The sequence below is a fragment of the Xanthomonas chitinilytica genome (assembly GCF_026107455.2).
GTDB classification, from domain to species: Bacteria; Pseudomonadota; Gammaproteobacteria; order Xanthomonadales; family Xanthomonadaceae; genus Stenotrophomonas; species Stenotrophomonas chitinilytica.
In genome coordinates this window covers 120,876-136,230 of sequence record NZ_JAPCHY010000001.1, presented here as the reverse complement: position 1 = coordinate 136,230, position 15,355 = coordinate 120,876, and the positions used below count along the sequence as shown (strand labels likewise).

General features: G+C 70.4%; 16 protein-coding genes. 4 read left to right on the top strand and 12 right to left on the bottom strand.

Annotated features, from left to right (window positions below; translation table 11 throughout):
- Positions 1-32 precede the first annotated feature (32 nt).
- Positions 33-1,745 (top strand): thiol reductant ABC exporter subunit CydD, encoded by a 1,713-nt coding sequence (cydD, locus tag OK345_RS00595; protein WP_265125267.1) that lies wholly within the window; start codon positions 33-35, stop codon positions 1,743-1,745.
- Complete coding sequence (gene cydC, locus OK345_RS00590) at positions 1,742-3,424, top strand: thiol reductant ABC exporter subunit CydC (RefSeq protein WP_265125265.1); 1,683 nt, start codon at positions 1,742-1,744, stop codon at positions 3,422-3,424. The genes cydD and cydC overlap by 4 nt, the downstream gene beginning before the upstream one ends.
- Positions 3,425-3,941: 517 nt before the next feature.
- Here the strand turns inward: cydC and OK345_RS00585 are convergent.
- Positions 3,942-4,559 (bottom strand): DUF1294 domain-containing protein, encoded by a 618-nt coding sequence (locus OK345_RS00585; protein WP_265125263.1) that lies wholly within the window; start codon positions 4,557-4,559, stop codon positions 3,942-3,944.
- An 83-nt stretch (positions 4,560-4,642) separates the two neighbouring features.
- A complete protein-coding gene (locus OK345_RS00580; RefSeq protein ID WP_265125262.1) occupies positions 4,643-5,503 on the bottom strand; it encodes a DNA ligase in 861 nt (286 codons plus the stop codon).
- A 670-nt stretch (positions 5,504-6,173) separates the two neighbouring features.
- On the opposite strand from OK345_RS00580, the gene OK345_RS00575 reads away from it, so the two are divergent.
- Both OK345_RS00575 and OK345_RS00570 read left to right on the top strand, forming a co-directional pair.
- On the top strand, positions 6,174-6,617 hold the full coding sequence (locus OK345_RS00575; protein WP_265125260.1) for a hypothetical protein: 444 nt from the start codon (positions 6,174-6,176) through the stop codon (positions 6,615-6,617).
- A 14-nt stretch (positions 6,618-6,631) separates the two neighbouring features.
- On the top strand, positions 6,632-7,036 hold the full coding sequence (locus OK345_RS00570) for a hypothetical protein (protein WP_265125258.1): 405 nt from the start codon (positions 6,632-6,634) through the stop codon (positions 7,034-7,036).
- A 231-nt stretch (positions 7,037-7,267) separates the two neighbouring features.
- On the opposite strand, the gene metX is transcribed toward OK345_RS00570, so the two are convergent.
- From metX to ccmA, 10 genes are all read right to left on the bottom strand, one after another.
- A complete protein-coding gene (metX, locus tag OK345_RS00565; RefSeq protein ID WP_265125256.1) occupies positions 7,268-8,395 on the bottom strand; it encodes a homoserine O-acetyltransferase MetX in 1,128 nt (375 codons plus the stop codon).
- Between the two features lie 67 nt (positions 8,396-8,462).
- The gene (locus tag OK345_RS00560; protein ID WP_265125254.1) at positions 8,463-9,470 is read right to left on the bottom strand and encodes a tetratricopeptide repeat protein; all 1,008 of its coding nucleotides are present in this window, start codon (positions 9,468-9,470) and stop codon (positions 8,463-8,465) included.
- Positions 9,464-9,910, bottom strand: a complete 447-nt coding sequence (locus OK345_RS00555) for a cytochrome c-type biogenesis protein (protein ID WP_265125252.1) — start codon at positions 9,908-9,910, stop codon at positions 9,464-9,466. The genes OK345_RS00560 and OK345_RS00555 overlap by 7 nt, the downstream gene beginning before the upstream one ends.
- Complete coding sequence (locus OK345_RS00550; protein WP_265125250.1) at positions 9,907-10,521, bottom strand: DsbE family thiol:disulfide interchange protein; 615 nt, start codon at positions 10,519-10,521, stop codon at positions 9,907-9,909. The genes OK345_RS00555 and OK345_RS00550 overlap by 4 nt, the downstream gene beginning before the upstream one ends.
- Positions 10,514-12,451: a heme lyase CcmF/NrfE family subunit gene (locus OK345_RS00545; RefSeq protein ID WP_265125247.1), complete on the bottom strand. Its 1,938-nt coding sequence runs from the start codon at positions 12,449-12,451 to the stop codon at positions 10,514-10,516. Before OK345_RS00545 ends, OK345_RS00550 begins: the two co-directional genes overlap by 8 nt.
- Positions 12,452-12,916: a cytochrome c maturation protein CcmE gene (gene ccmE, locus OK345_RS00540; RefSeq protein ID WP_265125245.1), complete on the bottom strand. Its 465-nt coding sequence runs from the start codon at positions 12,914-12,916 to the stop codon at positions 12,452-12,454.
- Positions 12,913-13,098 (bottom strand): heme exporter protein CcmD, encoded by a 186-nt coding sequence (locus tag OK345_RS00535; protein ID WP_265125243.1) that lies wholly within the window; start codon positions 13,096-13,098, stop codon positions 12,913-12,915. Before OK345_RS00535 ends, ccmE begins: the two co-directional genes overlap by 4 nt.
- Positions 13,095-13,859 (bottom strand): heme ABC transporter permease CcmC, encoded by a 765-nt coding sequence (gene ccmC, locus OK345_RS00530; RefSeq protein WP_265125241.1) that lies wholly within the window; start codon positions 13,857-13,859, stop codon positions 13,095-13,097. Before ccmC ends, OK345_RS00535 begins: the two co-directional genes overlap by 4 nt.
- A gap of 48 nt (positions 13,860-13,907) precedes the next feature.
- Positions 13,908-14,603, bottom strand: coding sequence for a heme exporter protein CcmB (gene ccmB, locus OK345_RS00525; RefSeq protein ID WP_265125239.1), 696 nt, complete (start codon positions 14,601-14,603; stop codon positions 13,908-13,910).
- Entirely contained in the window at positions 14,600-15,244 is a 645-nt protein-coding gene (ccmA, locus tag OK345_RS00520) for a heme ABC exporter ATP-binding protein CcmA (RefSeq protein ID WP_265125237.1), read from the bottom strand. The genes ccmB and ccmA overlap by 4 nt, the downstream gene beginning before the upstream one ends.
- Positions 15,245-15,355: the final 111 nt, after the last annotated feature.

Below are 15,355 nucleotides of genomic sequence, written 5' to 3'. Positions count from 1 at the left end.
CGATCCCGTCCCGTTGCCGAGTCTGCCCGATCTTGAGCGCCATTTCCGACCCGCCCGCCGAGTCGCCATCGCAACGGCGGCAACGCCTGCATTGGCTGGCGTCGCTGGCGGCGGAAGCCCGCTCGCGCCAGCGCCTGGCGGCCTCGGCGGTGTGCCTTTCCGGGGCGCTGCTGGTCGCACAGGCCGGCGCCATCGCCTGGCTGGTGCAGAAAGTGCTGGTCGAGCGCGTGCCGCTGGCGGCGACGGTCCCCGTGTTCGCCGCGCTGGCGGCATTGCTGCTGGTGCGCAGCCTGCTGGGCGGCATCGCCCAGGGCGCGGCCGGCGACGTCGCCGATGCGGCACGGCTGGCATTGCGCCGGCGCGTGTACCGCCGGCTGCTGGGCCGCGGACCGTTGTGGCTGCGGCAACAGCGCACCGGCGAGCTGGGGGAACTGCTGCTGGCCCACGGCGATGCCATCGAGGGCTATTACGCCGGCTACCAGCCGGTACGCACGGAAGTGGTGGTGGTGCCGTTGCTGATCGCGGTCGCGGTGGTGTCCGTGGACTGGGTGGTGGCGCTGATCCTGGTCCTCACCGCGCCGCTGGTGCCGTTCTTCATGATGCTGGTGGGCTGGGGCGCCGAGGCGGCCGGGCGCCAGCAGTTGGGCGAGCTGGCGCGCATGGGCGGCCACTTCGCCGACCGCATCAAGGGCCTGGGCCTGCTGCGCCTGTACGGCCGCGGCGAGGCCGAGCTGCAGGGAGTCGAGGCCGCGGCCGAGGGTGTGCGCGTGCGCAGCATGAAGGTGCTGCGGATCGCATTCCTGTCTTCCACCGTGCTGGAATTCTTCGCCTCGGTCAGCGTGGCGATGGTCGCGCTGTATTTCGGACTGAGCTACCTGGGCCTGTTGTCGCTGTCGTCCGCCGCGCCGACCCTGGGGACGGGCATCTTCTGCCTGCTGCTGGCGCCGGAGTTCTATGCGCCGCTGCGACGGCTGGCCGCGCACTACCACGACCGCGCCAATGCGCTGGCCGCGGCGGCCGAAGTGGAGCGGCTGCTGGGCGAACTGCCGGACGGGACAGCCACGGTCGCCGAGGCGCCCGCACGGATGCCGGAGCCGGCCGAACTGCATGCGCCGCCGGTGCTGGCCGAGTCGCTGTCGCTGCGGCCGCAGGGGGCGGCCCACGATGCCGTGCAGGACCTGTCGCTGCGGCTCGAGCCCGGCCAGCGGCTGGCGCTGGTCGGCCCCAGCGGCAGCGGCAAGAGCACCCTGCTGGAAGCATTGGCCGGCTGGCTGCCGCCGCGCGAGGGCCGCATCGTCCTGCGGCCCGGGCTCAGCGTCGGCTACGCCGGGCAGCGGCCCTACCTGTTCCATGGTTCGATCGCCGACAACCTGCGCCTGGCCGACCCCGTCGCCAGCGATACCCGCCTGCGCGCGGTGGCCGAGGCCGCGCAGGTGATGCGTTTCGCCGCGGAGCTGCCGCAGGGGCTGGATACGGTGATCGGCGAGCGCGGCTTCGGCCTGTCCGGCGGCGAGGCGCGCCGGATCGGCTTGGCGCGGCTGCTGCTGCGCGATCCGGAACTGCTGCTGCTGGACGAACCCACCGCCTTCCTCGACCCGCAGACCGAGGCCGAACTGCTGCGCACGCTGGCCGCGTTCGCGCGCGGGCGCTGCGTCGTCGTCGCCACCCACAGCGCGGCGGTGGTGCGCTGGGCCGACAGCGTGCTGGAACTGCCGGCGCCGCTGGCCAGGGGCAGGGCGGCATGAGCAGGGCCACCGGCGGCGACGGCCTGCGCCAGGTATTCCTGCGCCACCGCAGGCGCCTGCTGCTGGCGACGGCGCTGCTGCTGACCACGATGCTGGCCGGCGTGGGCCTGCTGGGGTTGTCCGGCGGCTTCCTCACCGCCGCCGCGCTGGCCGGGGCGGCCGGGCTGGGCAGCGGCTTCAACTTCTTCTCGCCCTCGGCCGGTATCCGCGCGCTGACCATGGCGCGCATCGTCTCGCGCTATTTCGAGAAACTGGTCGGCCACGACGCGACTCTGCGCATCGCCCGCGACCTGCGGGTGTGGTTCTTCCGCCGTGCGCTGCCGCTGGCGCCGGCGCGGTTGTCCGGCACCCGTACCGGCGAACTGCTGGCGCGGCTGATGTCCGACATCGGCGAGGTCGACGGGCTGCTGGTGCGGGCGCTGGGGCCGCTGGCGGCGCTGGCCGGCAGCGCCATGGCGGCGCTGGTCGCCGCGGCGCTGATCCACTGGCCGGCGGCGCTGTGGCTGGCGCTGCTGGCGGTGCTGGTCGGTGTCGGCGTACCGCTGCTGGCGGTACGCGGCGGCCGTGCCGGCGAGGACGAGCGCGCCGCCCATCGCGCACGGTTGCGCACCCTGGCCTTCGAGGGGCTGGAGGGCGCGGCCGACCTGACCGCACTGCACGCGCGCGAGGAGTGGATGCGGCGGGTGGATGCCGAAGCGACGCAGGTGGCGGCATGCGACCGCCGCCGCCGCCGCCGGCTGATCGCCGGCAACGTACTGCATTCGGCCAGTGCCGGCGCCGGCCTGCTCGGCATGCTGGGGCTGGCGTTGTGGGCGTTCCAGCGCGGGCAGGTCGAAGCGCCGATGGCGGCGGCACTGGTGTTCCTCACCGTGGCGCTGCTGGAGGTGGCGGCCGGCATCGGCATGGCCTGGCAGTCGCTGCAATCGGGCCAGGTGGCCGCGCAGCGGCTGCGGCAGGTGGCGGGGCAGGAGCCGGCGGTGGCCGACCCGGCGCAGCCGCAGGCGTTGCCGGAAGGTGCGGCCGCCGTGCGCTTCGACCAGGTGGCGTTCGCCTGGCCCGGCGAACGCCGGCAACTGCTCGACGGAGTGGACCTGGCCCTTTCGCCGGGCGAACGCATCGCCATCCGCGGCGACAGCGGTTGCGGCAAGACCACGCTGTCTTCGCTGCTGCTGCGGTTGTGGGACCCGCAGCGGGGTAGCGTGAGCTACGGCGGCGTGGACCTGCGCGAGGTCGACCAGGAACAGTGGCATCGGCACCTGGCCTGGCTGCCGCAGGGCGCGCCGGTGTTCGCCGGCAGCATTGCCGACAACCTGCGGCTGGGCGATCCGGAGGCCGGCGACGAGGCGCTGTGGCAGGTACTGGCCGATGTGCGCCTGCGCGAATGGGCCGAGCGGCTGGGCGGGTTGCAGGCGTGGGTGGGCGAGAACGGCGCCACCATGTCCGCCGGCCAGGCACGCCGGCTGGCGCTGGCGCGCGCGCTGCTGCGCAACGCCCCGGTCATGGTGCTGGACGAGCCGACCGAAGGGCTGGACGTGGACACCGCCGATGCGCTGCTGCTGGACCTGGCCGCCGCGCTCGGGCCGCGCAGCCTGTTGATGATCACCCACGGCGAACTGCCCGAGGGCGTGGTCCATCGCAGCTACCGGCTGCAGCAGGGACGGTTGCTGCCGTGCCGGTGAAGCGGGAGCCGGCGCAAGCAACGACCGGTGGTTGGTGGTGATGGCAGGGGCGTGCGGGCGTTGTCGTGCAGGGCCATGTCGCTGCTGGCATGGCCGGACAGTCCGCGGTCAGCGGTCCGGCGCGTTTTCGCGAGCGGTGTCGGTGCAACCGTGTGGTCGCGCATGGCCAGCAGGCGCCGCAACGCATCGCCATCCTGCCCGCAGCGCGTGTGGATGCAGGAACAGAGACAGCGGCCTTTGTAGGAGCGACGTAAGTCGCGGCACCGAAGCCATCGAGCGCCGCTGTGGTGCGTTCGGATGGATCGGGCGCTTCAATGGCTCCGGATGCATCTGTGGCTTCGCGACTTACGTCGCTCCTGCAACAGCCGCAACGGTGCGGATCGCGAAGGCGCTCGACGCAGCGCCGGCCGTCCTGTTCCGAAGACGGCGATGGCGACCGTCGCCGGCACTCGCTTCCGGCCGGAAGCGGGGAGGAATGCATCGTACGGTAGGCAACAAGGGGAGGTAGCCCCGGCGCTCAGGCACCGGACAGGGCGCGGCCGATGCCCGCGGTCTGGCCGCTGCCGACCAGCCAGGCCACGACCGCCAGGTTCGCCGCCACGGTGATCCAGAACACGAACTGGAACCCGGCCTTGCTGGACTTGTGGCGGAACAGCGATTGCGCGATCAGCGCGCCCGGCCAGCCGCACAGCAGGCCCACCAGGTGCAGCGTGCTTTCCGGGGTGCGCCAGCGGCCGGTGCGCGCGGCGGACTTGTCGCGGCCGTACAGCAGCAATGCCAGCACGCTCATGCCGGCGTAGGCCAGCGGCAGCAGCGCCGGCCAGGCGCCGAGCCGCCAGCCGATTGCGGCAACGGCCAGCGCCGCCAGTCCCAGCCCCGCGCGCGGGAACCGGTGGCGCGTCGTGGCACGTGGCGCATTGCCCGGATGGGTGGCGAAGCGGATCCGGGTGGCGTTGCAGCGCCCCCTTCCGTCGCGCTGCGGCAGGTAACTGATCAGTTCGCCATCGCGCGGGCGTCGCGGCGCACGCTCGAACGCCTTGATGTGCACGAACGCACGCTCGCCGCCGCCGTTGGGGGTCACGAAGCCGAAGCCCTTTTCATCGTTCCAGTCGCTGAGGCGGCCCTGGTAGCGCATGCATTCGATAACCCGAAGAGCAGGTGTCCATTGGACGGCATTTGCGCTCGTGCTTGAAGCCCCCGGCCGCGGTGCCCATGCCATCAGCGCGGGTCTGGCGGCGGCAGCTCGTCGCGCACGCGCAGGAAGCGCGCGAAGCGTGGCACGCCATTGCCGGTAAGGCCGTTGTAGCGGTAGGTGACATGGCTGCCGACGGGCGGTGGATCGGCCCGTTGCGCATCCTTGAAGCCGCTGCCCAGGCGGAAGCGCAGGCCGTCGGCCCGCTCCACGACCAGCGCCCCGAGCAGGCCGCGGTACTTGCCCTGGCCCGGCACGTGGCCGACGACGCGCGCCTCGGCATCTTCCCAGGGCTTGAGCTTGAGCAGGTCCGGGCTGCGGCCGGGCCGGTAGCGTCCATCGCGATGGTGCAGCATGAGGCCTTCGCCGCCGGCGGCCACCACTTCCCGCAGGTGGTTCCGCAGCGCGGCCTCGTCCGCGTGTTGCCGTTGCGGTATCGCCTGCAGCCAGTCGCTGTCGGCGGTTGCGATCCGTGCGCGCAGGGCCTGCAACCGTTCCGAGAACGGGCCCGGATGGCCGGGCAGGTCGAACGCCATGAAACGCATGCGTCGCCAGGCGCTTTCGTCGACCTGCAGAGCCCGCACGATGGCACTGGCTTCATCGAAACGCTGGCGACCGATCCACAGTTCGCCATCCATCGCCAGCGAGGGCCAGCCGGCGGTGAACCAGTCCGGCACGGCGATACGGTGGCCGCCGCGGGTCCACAGGGCCCGGCCATCCCAGCGTGCGCGGACGCCGTCCAGCTTCTCGCTGACCCAGTAGTCGGCGACGTTGCCGCCGTCCTGCCAGCTGGAGGCCAGCATCAGCGGTGGCGGATCCGCCGCCCGGGCCGGCAGCGACGGCGCGAGCAGCAGCAACGACAGCAGCAGTGCGATCAGTGCACGCATGGTCCCATCCCTGGACGATTGTGGGGTTGCGATTACCTTCGCGCCGCCGGGCACGGCGTGCCATCGGTCCGTGGCTGATGGTGGCGTAGGGAAAGCCCCTGGCGGCAATGGAGCGCACGGTTACAGCGCGTCGGGAAAATCACGTGTCGCCGGGCCGGAACGGTCGAGGCCGGCCAGAATGGCATCGTGCTCCCGAGGTGAGCCAGTGCGCCAGGAGGCAACGCCATGCCCGATGGCTGGGGCCCTGGATGCATGAAAAGTGCGGGTGGATTGCGGCGGCTTCCGGGCGACATGGAACGCTTGACCCGCTGCCGGGATAGCCGTGTGGGAAGTGGCCGGAGAAAAGCTATGACGTCCATGCCAGGGTGACGCAAGGGGGACTTCGGGACTGCGGTGCCCGCAGGCGGAGGGCATGCAGTGTCATGGGACGCAGATTCACTGTGCGGGCGCCAGATCCTGTCTGGCCCCGTGACATGGCATCGACGATGATGTCGGCAAGTTGACCGGCAGGCGCAGAGCCAAGTAGCCGCGTGCTTTCATCCTGGCTGGAAAGATGGAGCCGTCCACGACCTGGACCAGGGGCCATCAGTCATTCCCCGTCGATTTTCCGGAAAATTGTGTGCGGATACCGATAAGGTGATCGGTGATGGAAGCGAGAGGAGGCGGTTCCATGAGAGTGTTCTTGACGGCAATCCTGGTGCTTTCGCAGGCGTGCTTGTTGTCTGCATGCGCGCCATCGATCAGCATCGACAAGGCGAACGTGGATGAAACGCCGCTGGTTGAGGTGGTGATGAGTAACTTTGTCGTTGGCAGACGCCAGATTCAGGAGCGATTGGCTGGGTTCATGCTGGGTGAAATGGAACGCACCGGATGCTGGGAGAAAGGTGCCATTTGCGCCCTCGATATGGGATTCGATAAGTGCGATACGACTGGCGAGGGTGGGGGTTTCGTTTGTCTGAGCGAATTTTCACTGCCGATCGCTCATCGTGCCCCGGGCGGCAGCGTAGTTGGTGAAGAGGTCATGCTGGTGTCGGTCCGTGCTGAATTTGTCGTGGGAGAAAGAGTCGTTCATGTGGCCTGCAGCAGGACCGGGACGTCCTTGCGTCTCAACTGATGGATCCTGCAGTCATGCGCTGTGTGGTGATGTGTATTCTCGTTGCTGTCTCCGGATCCTCATGCTCGGTCGGCAATGACGCTTATACGGAGCACTTTCCGAAAGCTGATGGCGACAAGCCGGTCGAGTTCGAGTTCGGTTACACGAACGCTTGCGCCGCCGCTGGTGTGGAGGACATGGAGGCCTATCTCTCCTCTGTGGAGGCATTTGCCTTGTCCAGGCATATGCTGCGCATCTCGCCGACCAAGAAGAATCCGGAAGTCCTCGCGTCCTATGCCAGGGGCGCGCCAATGAGGGTTCACTTGCTGGTGAAACGCTCGGATCAAGGCCGGACGGTGATGGGTATCTCAACCTTGCGCGGCATCGGGTGTGAGGACTGCGCAGTGGCCAGAAAGACAAGATTCCCCTGTCCGTCATAGGGACGCACGCAGCCGTTGCATCATGCGCGGCCGGCCAGCGAGCGTCGCGGTTGCGAAGAGCTTCCGGGTTCAATCCAGTGAAGACACGATCCACCGCAGCCGCCAGCGGGTGTTGCGGTTCGCCGTGCACGCGATCTCGGTGCCGGTCACGTCACGGATTCAGCATGCGGGTTTCATGGACGACTCCTGGCGGGAGCGCCATCGCTCTGAACCGATGATTGCGATGGGGCGCTACAACGTGTCGAGAAAGCCCCGCACCGCCGGGCCGAAGCGGTCGAAGTCGACCAGGAAGGCGTCGTGGCCCTGTGGCGAATCCAGGCCGATGAAGCGTGCGTCGGCGCCGCCGGCGCGCAGGCCGTCGGCGATCTGTTCCTGTTGCTGCACCGGGAACAGGATGTCGGTGTTGGCGCCGATGGCCAGCGCCCTGTCCACGCGGATCTTCGCCAGCCCGGCGATGACGTCGCCGTCGGCGTGTTCCCCACCGGCGTACTCGGCCAGGTCGAACCAGTCCATCGACCGTCCCAGGTACAGGTAGCAGTTGGGGTCGAAGTGGCGCACGAAGCGGCGGGCGTGGCCTTCCAGGTAGCTTTCCACCTGGAACTCGAGGCCGAACGGGTCGTCGCCGTTCTGTTCCGAATCCAGTCGCACGCGGCCGAAGCGGCCGTCCCACTCCAGCGCCGAGCGGTAGGTGATGACGCCCAGCTTGCGCGCCATGCGCATGCCCGACTCGGGGTAGACCGTGTCGTCGTAGTGGCCGCCGTTCCAGTTCGGGTCCAGCCGGATCGCCTCGCGCTGCAGCGAGCGGATGGCGATGGAGAAGGGCAGGGCCTGGGCGCTGCCGGAGATGTTGATGTGCGCGCGGGCGATGCCTGGGTGCAGCAGCAGCGCGGCCAGCGCGGTCATGCCGCCCATCGAGTTGCCGATCAGGCAGGCCAGCCGCTCGATGCCCAGCGCCCGCACCACCTCGACCGCGGCATTGGCCACGTCCTCGATCGACAGTTCCGGGAACTCCAGGCGGTACGGCTGCCCGGTGGCGGGGTTGGTCGAGGCCGGCCCGGTGGAGCCCTTGCAGCTGCCCAGCGAGTTGACGCAGACCACGAACCAGCGGTCGGTGTCGATCGGCTTGCCCGGGCCCAGCATCGGCTCCCACCAGCCGCTGGCCGGGTTGCCAGGATTGGCCGCGGCATGCGCGTCGGGCGACAGCCCGGTGACGATCAGGATGGCGTTGCCGGCCTCGGCGTCGAGCGTCCCCCAGGTCTCGTAGGCCACCCGGGCGCCGTGCAGCACGCCGCCGCGCTTCATCGGGAACGGGGAGGACAGGGCGTGGTAGAGGGTGCCGGGCGGGATGAATTCGGTCATGCCGGAATTCTAGCGTTTGCCCCGCCGACGACCGTTTCCGCTGGCGGCACGCTGCATCCCGGCCGGTTCACGGCGGGCCGATCCACAGTTCCACCGGCGCCTCGGCGGGCAGGCGCACGCGCACCGGCTTCGAGGCCAGGTCGCCTTCCTGCGGCATGGCGTTGCCGCTGGCCGACAGCCGCGCCAGCACTTCCACTTCCGCCAGCGCCGAGAGCTTCTGCGTCGGCATCGGGCTGTCGCCGTCGTCCAGCACGACCGTCAACGGCAGGTCCTGCAGCGTGTGCTTCTCGACCGCGACCGGCATCGGCGGGCCGCCGGGAATGCGCGCGATCACGAACACGCTGGCGTCGCCGCGCAGGCGCACGCGCTCGGCGAAATCCGGTTGCAGCGCGACCTTGACGGTCAGGGTCGCGGCCGCAGCGGTTGTCGCTTCGTCCGCCAGCGGCGGCAGGCCGGCGGCCTGGCGGGCGATGTCGATCTGCTCGCGCAGCGCGCCGGCCGCGGCCGGGTCGATGCGCGGCAGCAGCGTTTCCCAGGTGCGTGCCGCCTCCGCGTCCTGGCCGCGCTGGCGCTGGGCGATGCCGACCAGCCAGCTGGCGCGCTCGGCATCGGGCGAAAGCGCGCGTGCATGTTCCAGCCAGGCCAAGGCCTGGTCGTCGAAGCGGCGTTGCGGGTCGGCCTGGGCGCGGGCCTGGGCGGCTTCGACCAGCAGCGTCGGTTCGTCCGGGGCCAGCTTCACCGCCTGCGCATAGGCGGCGGTGGCTTCCGCGTTGCGGCCCAGCTCCAGCTGCGAACGGCCCAGCAGTGCCCAGCCGTCTGCGCGCTGCGGGTCCTGGCGCAGCGCCTCCTGCAACCGCGCGATGCCTTCGTCCAGGTCGCGCGGAGCGTTGCGCGCCTGCGGTTCCAGTGCGGCCGGCGCGCCCACCCACAGGTAGAGCGCGGGCGTGGCCAGCGCCACTGCCAGCACGCTGGCGACGAAGCCGGCGCGCGCGCCGGCGCGCCACAGCGGCCATGCCACCGCGGCAGCGACCGCGGCGCCCAGCGCGGCAGCCAGCAGGGGGAATGCGCTCACCATTCCTGTTCGTCCTCTTCCTTGTCCAGCGGGGGCAACTGCTGGCTGCGACGGCGCACCACCAGCGCCAGGACCACGGCGCCGGCGACCAGCAGCAGGCCCGGGCCGAACCACAGCAGCCAGGTGCCCGATTGCAGCTGCGGGCGATACAGCACGAATTCGCCGTAGCGTTCCACCAGGAACTGTTTGATCTGCGCGTCGCTGTGGCCCTGCTGCATCAGCGCCAGTACCTCGCGGCGCAGGTCGTGGGCGATCTGCGCATTGGAGTCGGCCAGCGACTGGTTCTGGCACTGCACGCAGCGCAGCTCGGCGGCCAATGCGTGGAAGCGCGCTTCCTCGGCGGCGTCGCGGTACTGCAGCGGCGCGGGGTCGCCGGCCGGCTGCGCGGTCGCCGCCATCGCCAGCCACAGCAGCAGCGGCAACAACAGCCAGCGCGCTGTCATTGGGTGGCCTGCAGCAGGTCGCCGGGGGCGGTGGCGGCGCTTTCGGCCTGTTCCAGCGCCGGCAGCAACTGCTGGTCGATCACCGCCTGGGTCAGTGCGCCGCTGTGTTTCCAGCGCACGATGCCGCTGGCGTCGATCAGGAAGGTTTCCGGTGCGGCGGTGATGCCCCAGTCGATCGCGGTACGGCCTTCGTAGTCGGCCATCACCATCATGTAGGGATTGCCCAGCTGTTCCAGCCAGCGCAGGGCGTCGGCCGGCTCGTCCTTCCAGTTGTAGCCGATCACCCGCACCCGCTTGCTCAGCGCGAAGCGGGTCAGCACCGGGTGTTCCTCGCGGCAGGCCGGGCACCAGCTGCCCCAGACGTTGAGCACGTAGGGGGCACCGCGCAGGTCCTCGTTGCGCACGACGTACGCGGCGTCGTGCAGCACCGGCAGGGCGAACGCCGGCGCCGGCTTGCCGATCAGCGCCGAAGGCAGCACGTCGCGGTCGGGCTGGCCCGAGCGCATCACCCCGTACACCATCAGCCCGAGCAGGCCGAAGAAGAACAGCACGCCGATGACGATGGCCACCGGCGGGATGCGGGCAGGGGGGGCGGACGGTCGTTCAGGCATTGCGGTTCTCCGGCGGACGGCGGAAACGGCGGTCGGCGGCGGTGACGAAGCCGCCCAGCGCCATCAGCAGCGCGCCCAGCCATATCCAGCGTACGAAAGGCTTGATGTGCACGCGCAGCGCCCAGGCATCATTGCCCAGCGGTTCGCCCAGCGCCACGTACAAGTCGCCGGACAGCCGCGGATGGATGCCGGCCTCGGTCATCACCTGGCCGCCGCTGGCGTACTGGCGCTTTTCCGGGTGCAGCAGCGCCACTTCGCGGTCGTCGCGCAGCACCCGCACGTGGCCGCGGTCGGCGACGTAGTTCGGGCCCTGCTGGTGGTCCACGCCCTCGAAGCGGAATTCGTGCCGGCCCAGCTGCAGCGACTGTCCCGGCGCCAGCGCCACTTCGCGCTGCACGTTCAGCGCTTCCACCAGCAAGGCGCCGGCCAGGAACACGGCGACGCCGCCATGGGCCAGCACCATGCCCAGCATCTCGGCGGTGAAGCGGCCGTTGCCGCGCAGCCGGGACCAGACGAAGCGCGCCGTGCCCAGCGCCACCCAGGCCGCGCCGGCCACGCCCAGCGCGGTCTTCCATGCACCCTGTGGCGCCGTGAAGAAGCCGATGGCGCCCGCGACCAGCGCCAGCGCCGCCCATGGCAGCAGCAGCGCCAGCGGCCGCGAGGGCTGTTCGCGCTGCCATTTGGTCAACGGACCGAACGGCACCAGCGCCACCAGCGGCACCATCAGCAGCAGGAACAGGGTGCCGAAATAGGGCGGGCCGACCGAGATCTTGCCCAGCCCCAGCGCGTCGGCCAGCAACGGGTACAGGGTGCCGAGCAGGATCATCGCGCAGGCGCAGGCCAGCAGCAGGTTGTTGAGCAACAGCAGGGTCTCGCGCGAGCTGGCGGCAAAGCCGCGGCGCGGATCGCCGCCGGCCGCGGCCAACGCCGGCGCGCGCAGCGCATACAGCAGCAGCGAACCGCCGACCACCAGCGCCAGGAACACCAGGATGAACATGCCGCGCGAGGGATCGGCGGCGAACGAGTGCACGCTGGTCAGCACCCCCGAGCGCACCAGGAACGTCCCCAGCAGCGACAGCGCGAACGCGGCGATGGCCAGCAGCAGGGTCCAGCCGCCGAAGCTGCCGCGCTTCTCGGTCACCGCCTGCGAGTGGATCAGCGCCGCGCCGGCCAGCCACGGCATGAAGCTGGCGTTCTCCACCGGGTCCCAGAACCACCAGCCGCCCCAGCCCAGTTCGTAGTAGGCCCACCAGCTGCCCAGCGCGATGCCGATGGTCAGGAAGCCCCAGGCGATGTTGGTCCAGGGCCGCGTCCAGCGCAGCCAGCGGGCGTCGATGCGGCCTTCCAGCAGCGCGGCGATGGCGAAGGCGAACGGCACCGCGAAGCCGACATAGCCCAGGTAGAGCAGCGGCGGGTGGATGATCAGCCCCGGGTCCTGCAGCAGCGGGTTGAGGTCGCGGCCCTCCAGCGGCGCCGGCAGCAGCCGCGCGAACGGATTGGAGGTGAAGATCAGGAAGGCGAGAAAGCCGACGCTGACGATCGCCAGGGTGCCCAGCACCCGCGCCTGCACCGGCAGCGGCAGGGCGCGCGAGCAGGCGGCCACCGCGCCGGTCCACAGCGCCAGCACCAGCGCCCACAGCAGCAGCGAGCCTTCGTGCGCGCCCCATACCGCCGAGTAGCGGTACAGCAGCGGCAACAGCGAATTGGAGTTCTCGGCGACGTAGCGCACCGAGAAGTCCTGCACCACGAAGGCATGAGTGAGCAGCGCGAACGCGCCGGCCAGCAGCGCCAGTTGGGCGAAGGCCGCCGGCCGCGCCAGCGCCATCCAGCCGTTATTGCCGCGCTGGGCGCCGGCCAGCGGCAGCAGCGCCTGCAGCAACGACACCAGCAGCGCCAGGATCAGCAGTACTTGCCCCAGTTCCGGCAGCACCTAGGGTGCGTCCCCGGCGGCCGGCACCGCCACGTCGTGCTTCTGGTGGGCGATGCCCATCTTGTCGGCCACTTCCTTGGGCATGTAGGTCTCGTCGTGCTTGGCCAGCACCTCGTCGGCCACGAATACGCCATCGACCATGCTGCCGGTGGCCACCACCGCCTGGCCCTCGCGGAACAGGTCGGGCAGCATCTTCGAGTAGCTGACCGCCAGCTGCGCATCGCCGTCGGTCACCCGGAAACGCGCCTCCAGCGACCCGGGCGCACGTTCGAACGAGCCCTTCTCGACCATGCCGCCCAGGCGGAAGCGGGCATGTTCGCCGGCTTCGCCGCGCAGCACCTCGGCCGGGGTGTACAGGTAGGCCAGGTTGCGCTGCAGCGCCATCGCCACCAGCGTGGTGGTCAGGCCCGAGGCCAGCAGCAGCAGCAGTACCAGCAGCAGCCGGCGGCGCCGGGTCGGGTTCATCGCAGCAGCTCCGTGTCGGCCTGCGTCCGCGACCGGCGCGCCTGCTGGGCCTGTTGGCGCTGGTGGCGCTGCTTCGCCAGGTGCAATGCGCGCCACAGCAGCCAGCGCACCTCGAGCAGGTCCAGCAGCAGGACCGCCACGAACACCGCATAGGCGGCAACCACGTATCCCAGATAGCTCAAGAGCGCTCCCCCCGTTCCCGCGCCTGCAGAAGTTCCGCCACCCAGGCCTTGCCCGATTCGCGCCGCAGGTTGTCGACGCGTGCGCGCAGCAGCAGCGAGCCGGCGAACCAGAACTTGGTGGCCGCCACCAGCAGCCACAACGGCAGCATCATGCTGGCGTCCATGCTGGAGGAGCCGAACAGGCGGATGGTCTGGCCCTGGTGCAGGGTGTCCCACCATTCCACCGAATAGCGGATTATCGGCAGCAGCACGACGCCGACGATGGCGAGCAGGCCGGCGGCGCGGGCGCCGTTGCGGCGGTCGTCGATGGCGTAGTACAGGCCCATCACTCCCAGGTACAGGAACAGCAGCAGCAGTTCGGTGGTCAGGCGGGGATCCCAGTCCCACCAGGTGCCCCACATCGGCTTGCCCCAGATGCTGCCGGTCAGCAGCGTGATCAGGGTGAAGCTGAAGCCGATCGGCGCGCAGGCCATGGCCAGGCTCTCGCACAGCTTGATGCGCCAGATCAGCGCGATGGCCGAATACAGGGCCATCAGGGCGAACACGAACAGGCTCATCCAGGCGCTGGGCACATGGATGTAGAGGATGCGGAAACTGTCGCCCTGCTGGTAGTCGGCCGGCACCACGAACAACGCCTGCCAAAGCCCCAGGCCCAGCAGCGGCAGTGCGGCCAGGTAGCACCAGAAGGACCAGCGTGCGGCAAAGCGATCGAAGCCGGGGGGAGAACCGAGTTGGTGGAACCAGCGGACGATGGGATTCATTCGTACTCGGGCTAGCGTGTGTGCGGGCGGGCGAACTCGACCCCGTGGTCAGCTCAGGGAGATGCGGATCGCCGCGGCGGTGGCCAGCGGGGCCAGCACCAGGCTGGCCACCAGTCCCGCTCCCAGCATCAGCAACGCCCCCACCGGATCCTGCCCCCGGACCGTGGCGGCGACGCTTCCTGCGCCGAACACCAATACCGGGACATACAACGGCAATGCAAGCAGCGCGACGAGAATACCAGAGCGTCTGATCCCCACCGTCAGCGCCGCCACCACGCCGCCAAGCAGGCTGAGCAACGGTGTACCGAGCAGCAACGATGCCAGCAACACCGGCAACTGGTCACGCGGCAGATGCAGCAATTCGGCCAGCAGCGGGGTGGCGACGATCAGCGGCAACGCGGTGGTGCTCCAGTGCACCAGCACCCGCACCAGCACCAGCCAGGCCAGCGGCACCGGCGCCAGCAGCCATTGTTCCAGCGAGCCGTCCTCGGCATCGCCACGGAACAGCGAATCCAGCGACAGCTGCCCGGCCAGCAGCACCGCCAGCCACAGCACCGCCGCGGCCACGCCGGCCAGGGCCTGGGGATCGCGGCCCAGGGCGAGGGCGAACAGCACCACCACCAGTACCGCGAACAGCAGCGGCTGCAGCGCATCGCCGCGGCGCCGCCACACCAGCCGCAGGTCGCGGGCGACCAGTGCCCGGGCCGCCTGCAGCAGGGTGGGCGGAGCGACGGTCGCGGTCATGCTTCGTCCCCCAGCAGCAGCACCCGCGTGCGCACCGGCGGCGCGGCATAGGCGCCATGGGTGGTGACCAGCGCGGCGCCGCCGCCGCGCAGATGGGCCGAAATCATGCGGTTGACCAGGTTGATGCCCTCCAGGTCGAGATTGGCGTAGGGCTCGTCCAGCAGCCACACCGGGGCCGGCGACAGCCAGATCCGGGCCAGCGAGAGCCGCTTCTTCTGCCCGGCCGACAATTGCCGCACCGGCGTGTCCTCGTAGCCGGCCAGGCCGACGATGGCCAACGCGTCGGCCGGCATCTGGCGCGCGCGGCGACCGTGCAGGGCGCACAGGAACTGCAGGTTCTCCAGCGCATCCAGGTCGTGCTTGAGCGCCGCCAGATGGCCCAGGTAGGCGAGGAAGCGGGTACGGTCGTGGCGGCCGGCCGGCTTGCCGTCCAGCCGCACCTCGCCACGCTCGGCATGCAGCAGCCCGGCCAGCACCCGCAGCAGGGTGGTCTTGCCCACGCCGTTGCCGCCCTGCACCAGCAACGCCTCGCCGGCATCGACGTGGAAGTCGAGCGGGCCGAACACCGGCTCGTCGTTGCGGGTGAAGCCGAGGCCATGGGCGGCCAGCAACGGGGGAAGGTTCAAGGGCGCGGTCGCCATGCGATGCGGGATGGCCCGCGATTGTATCGGCCCGCGCCGGCATGCGGCGCGGTCGGGAACGCTGTTTTGCGCCGGCCGTCGCCGCCTGCCCGGCGGCATTGCGTACACTCG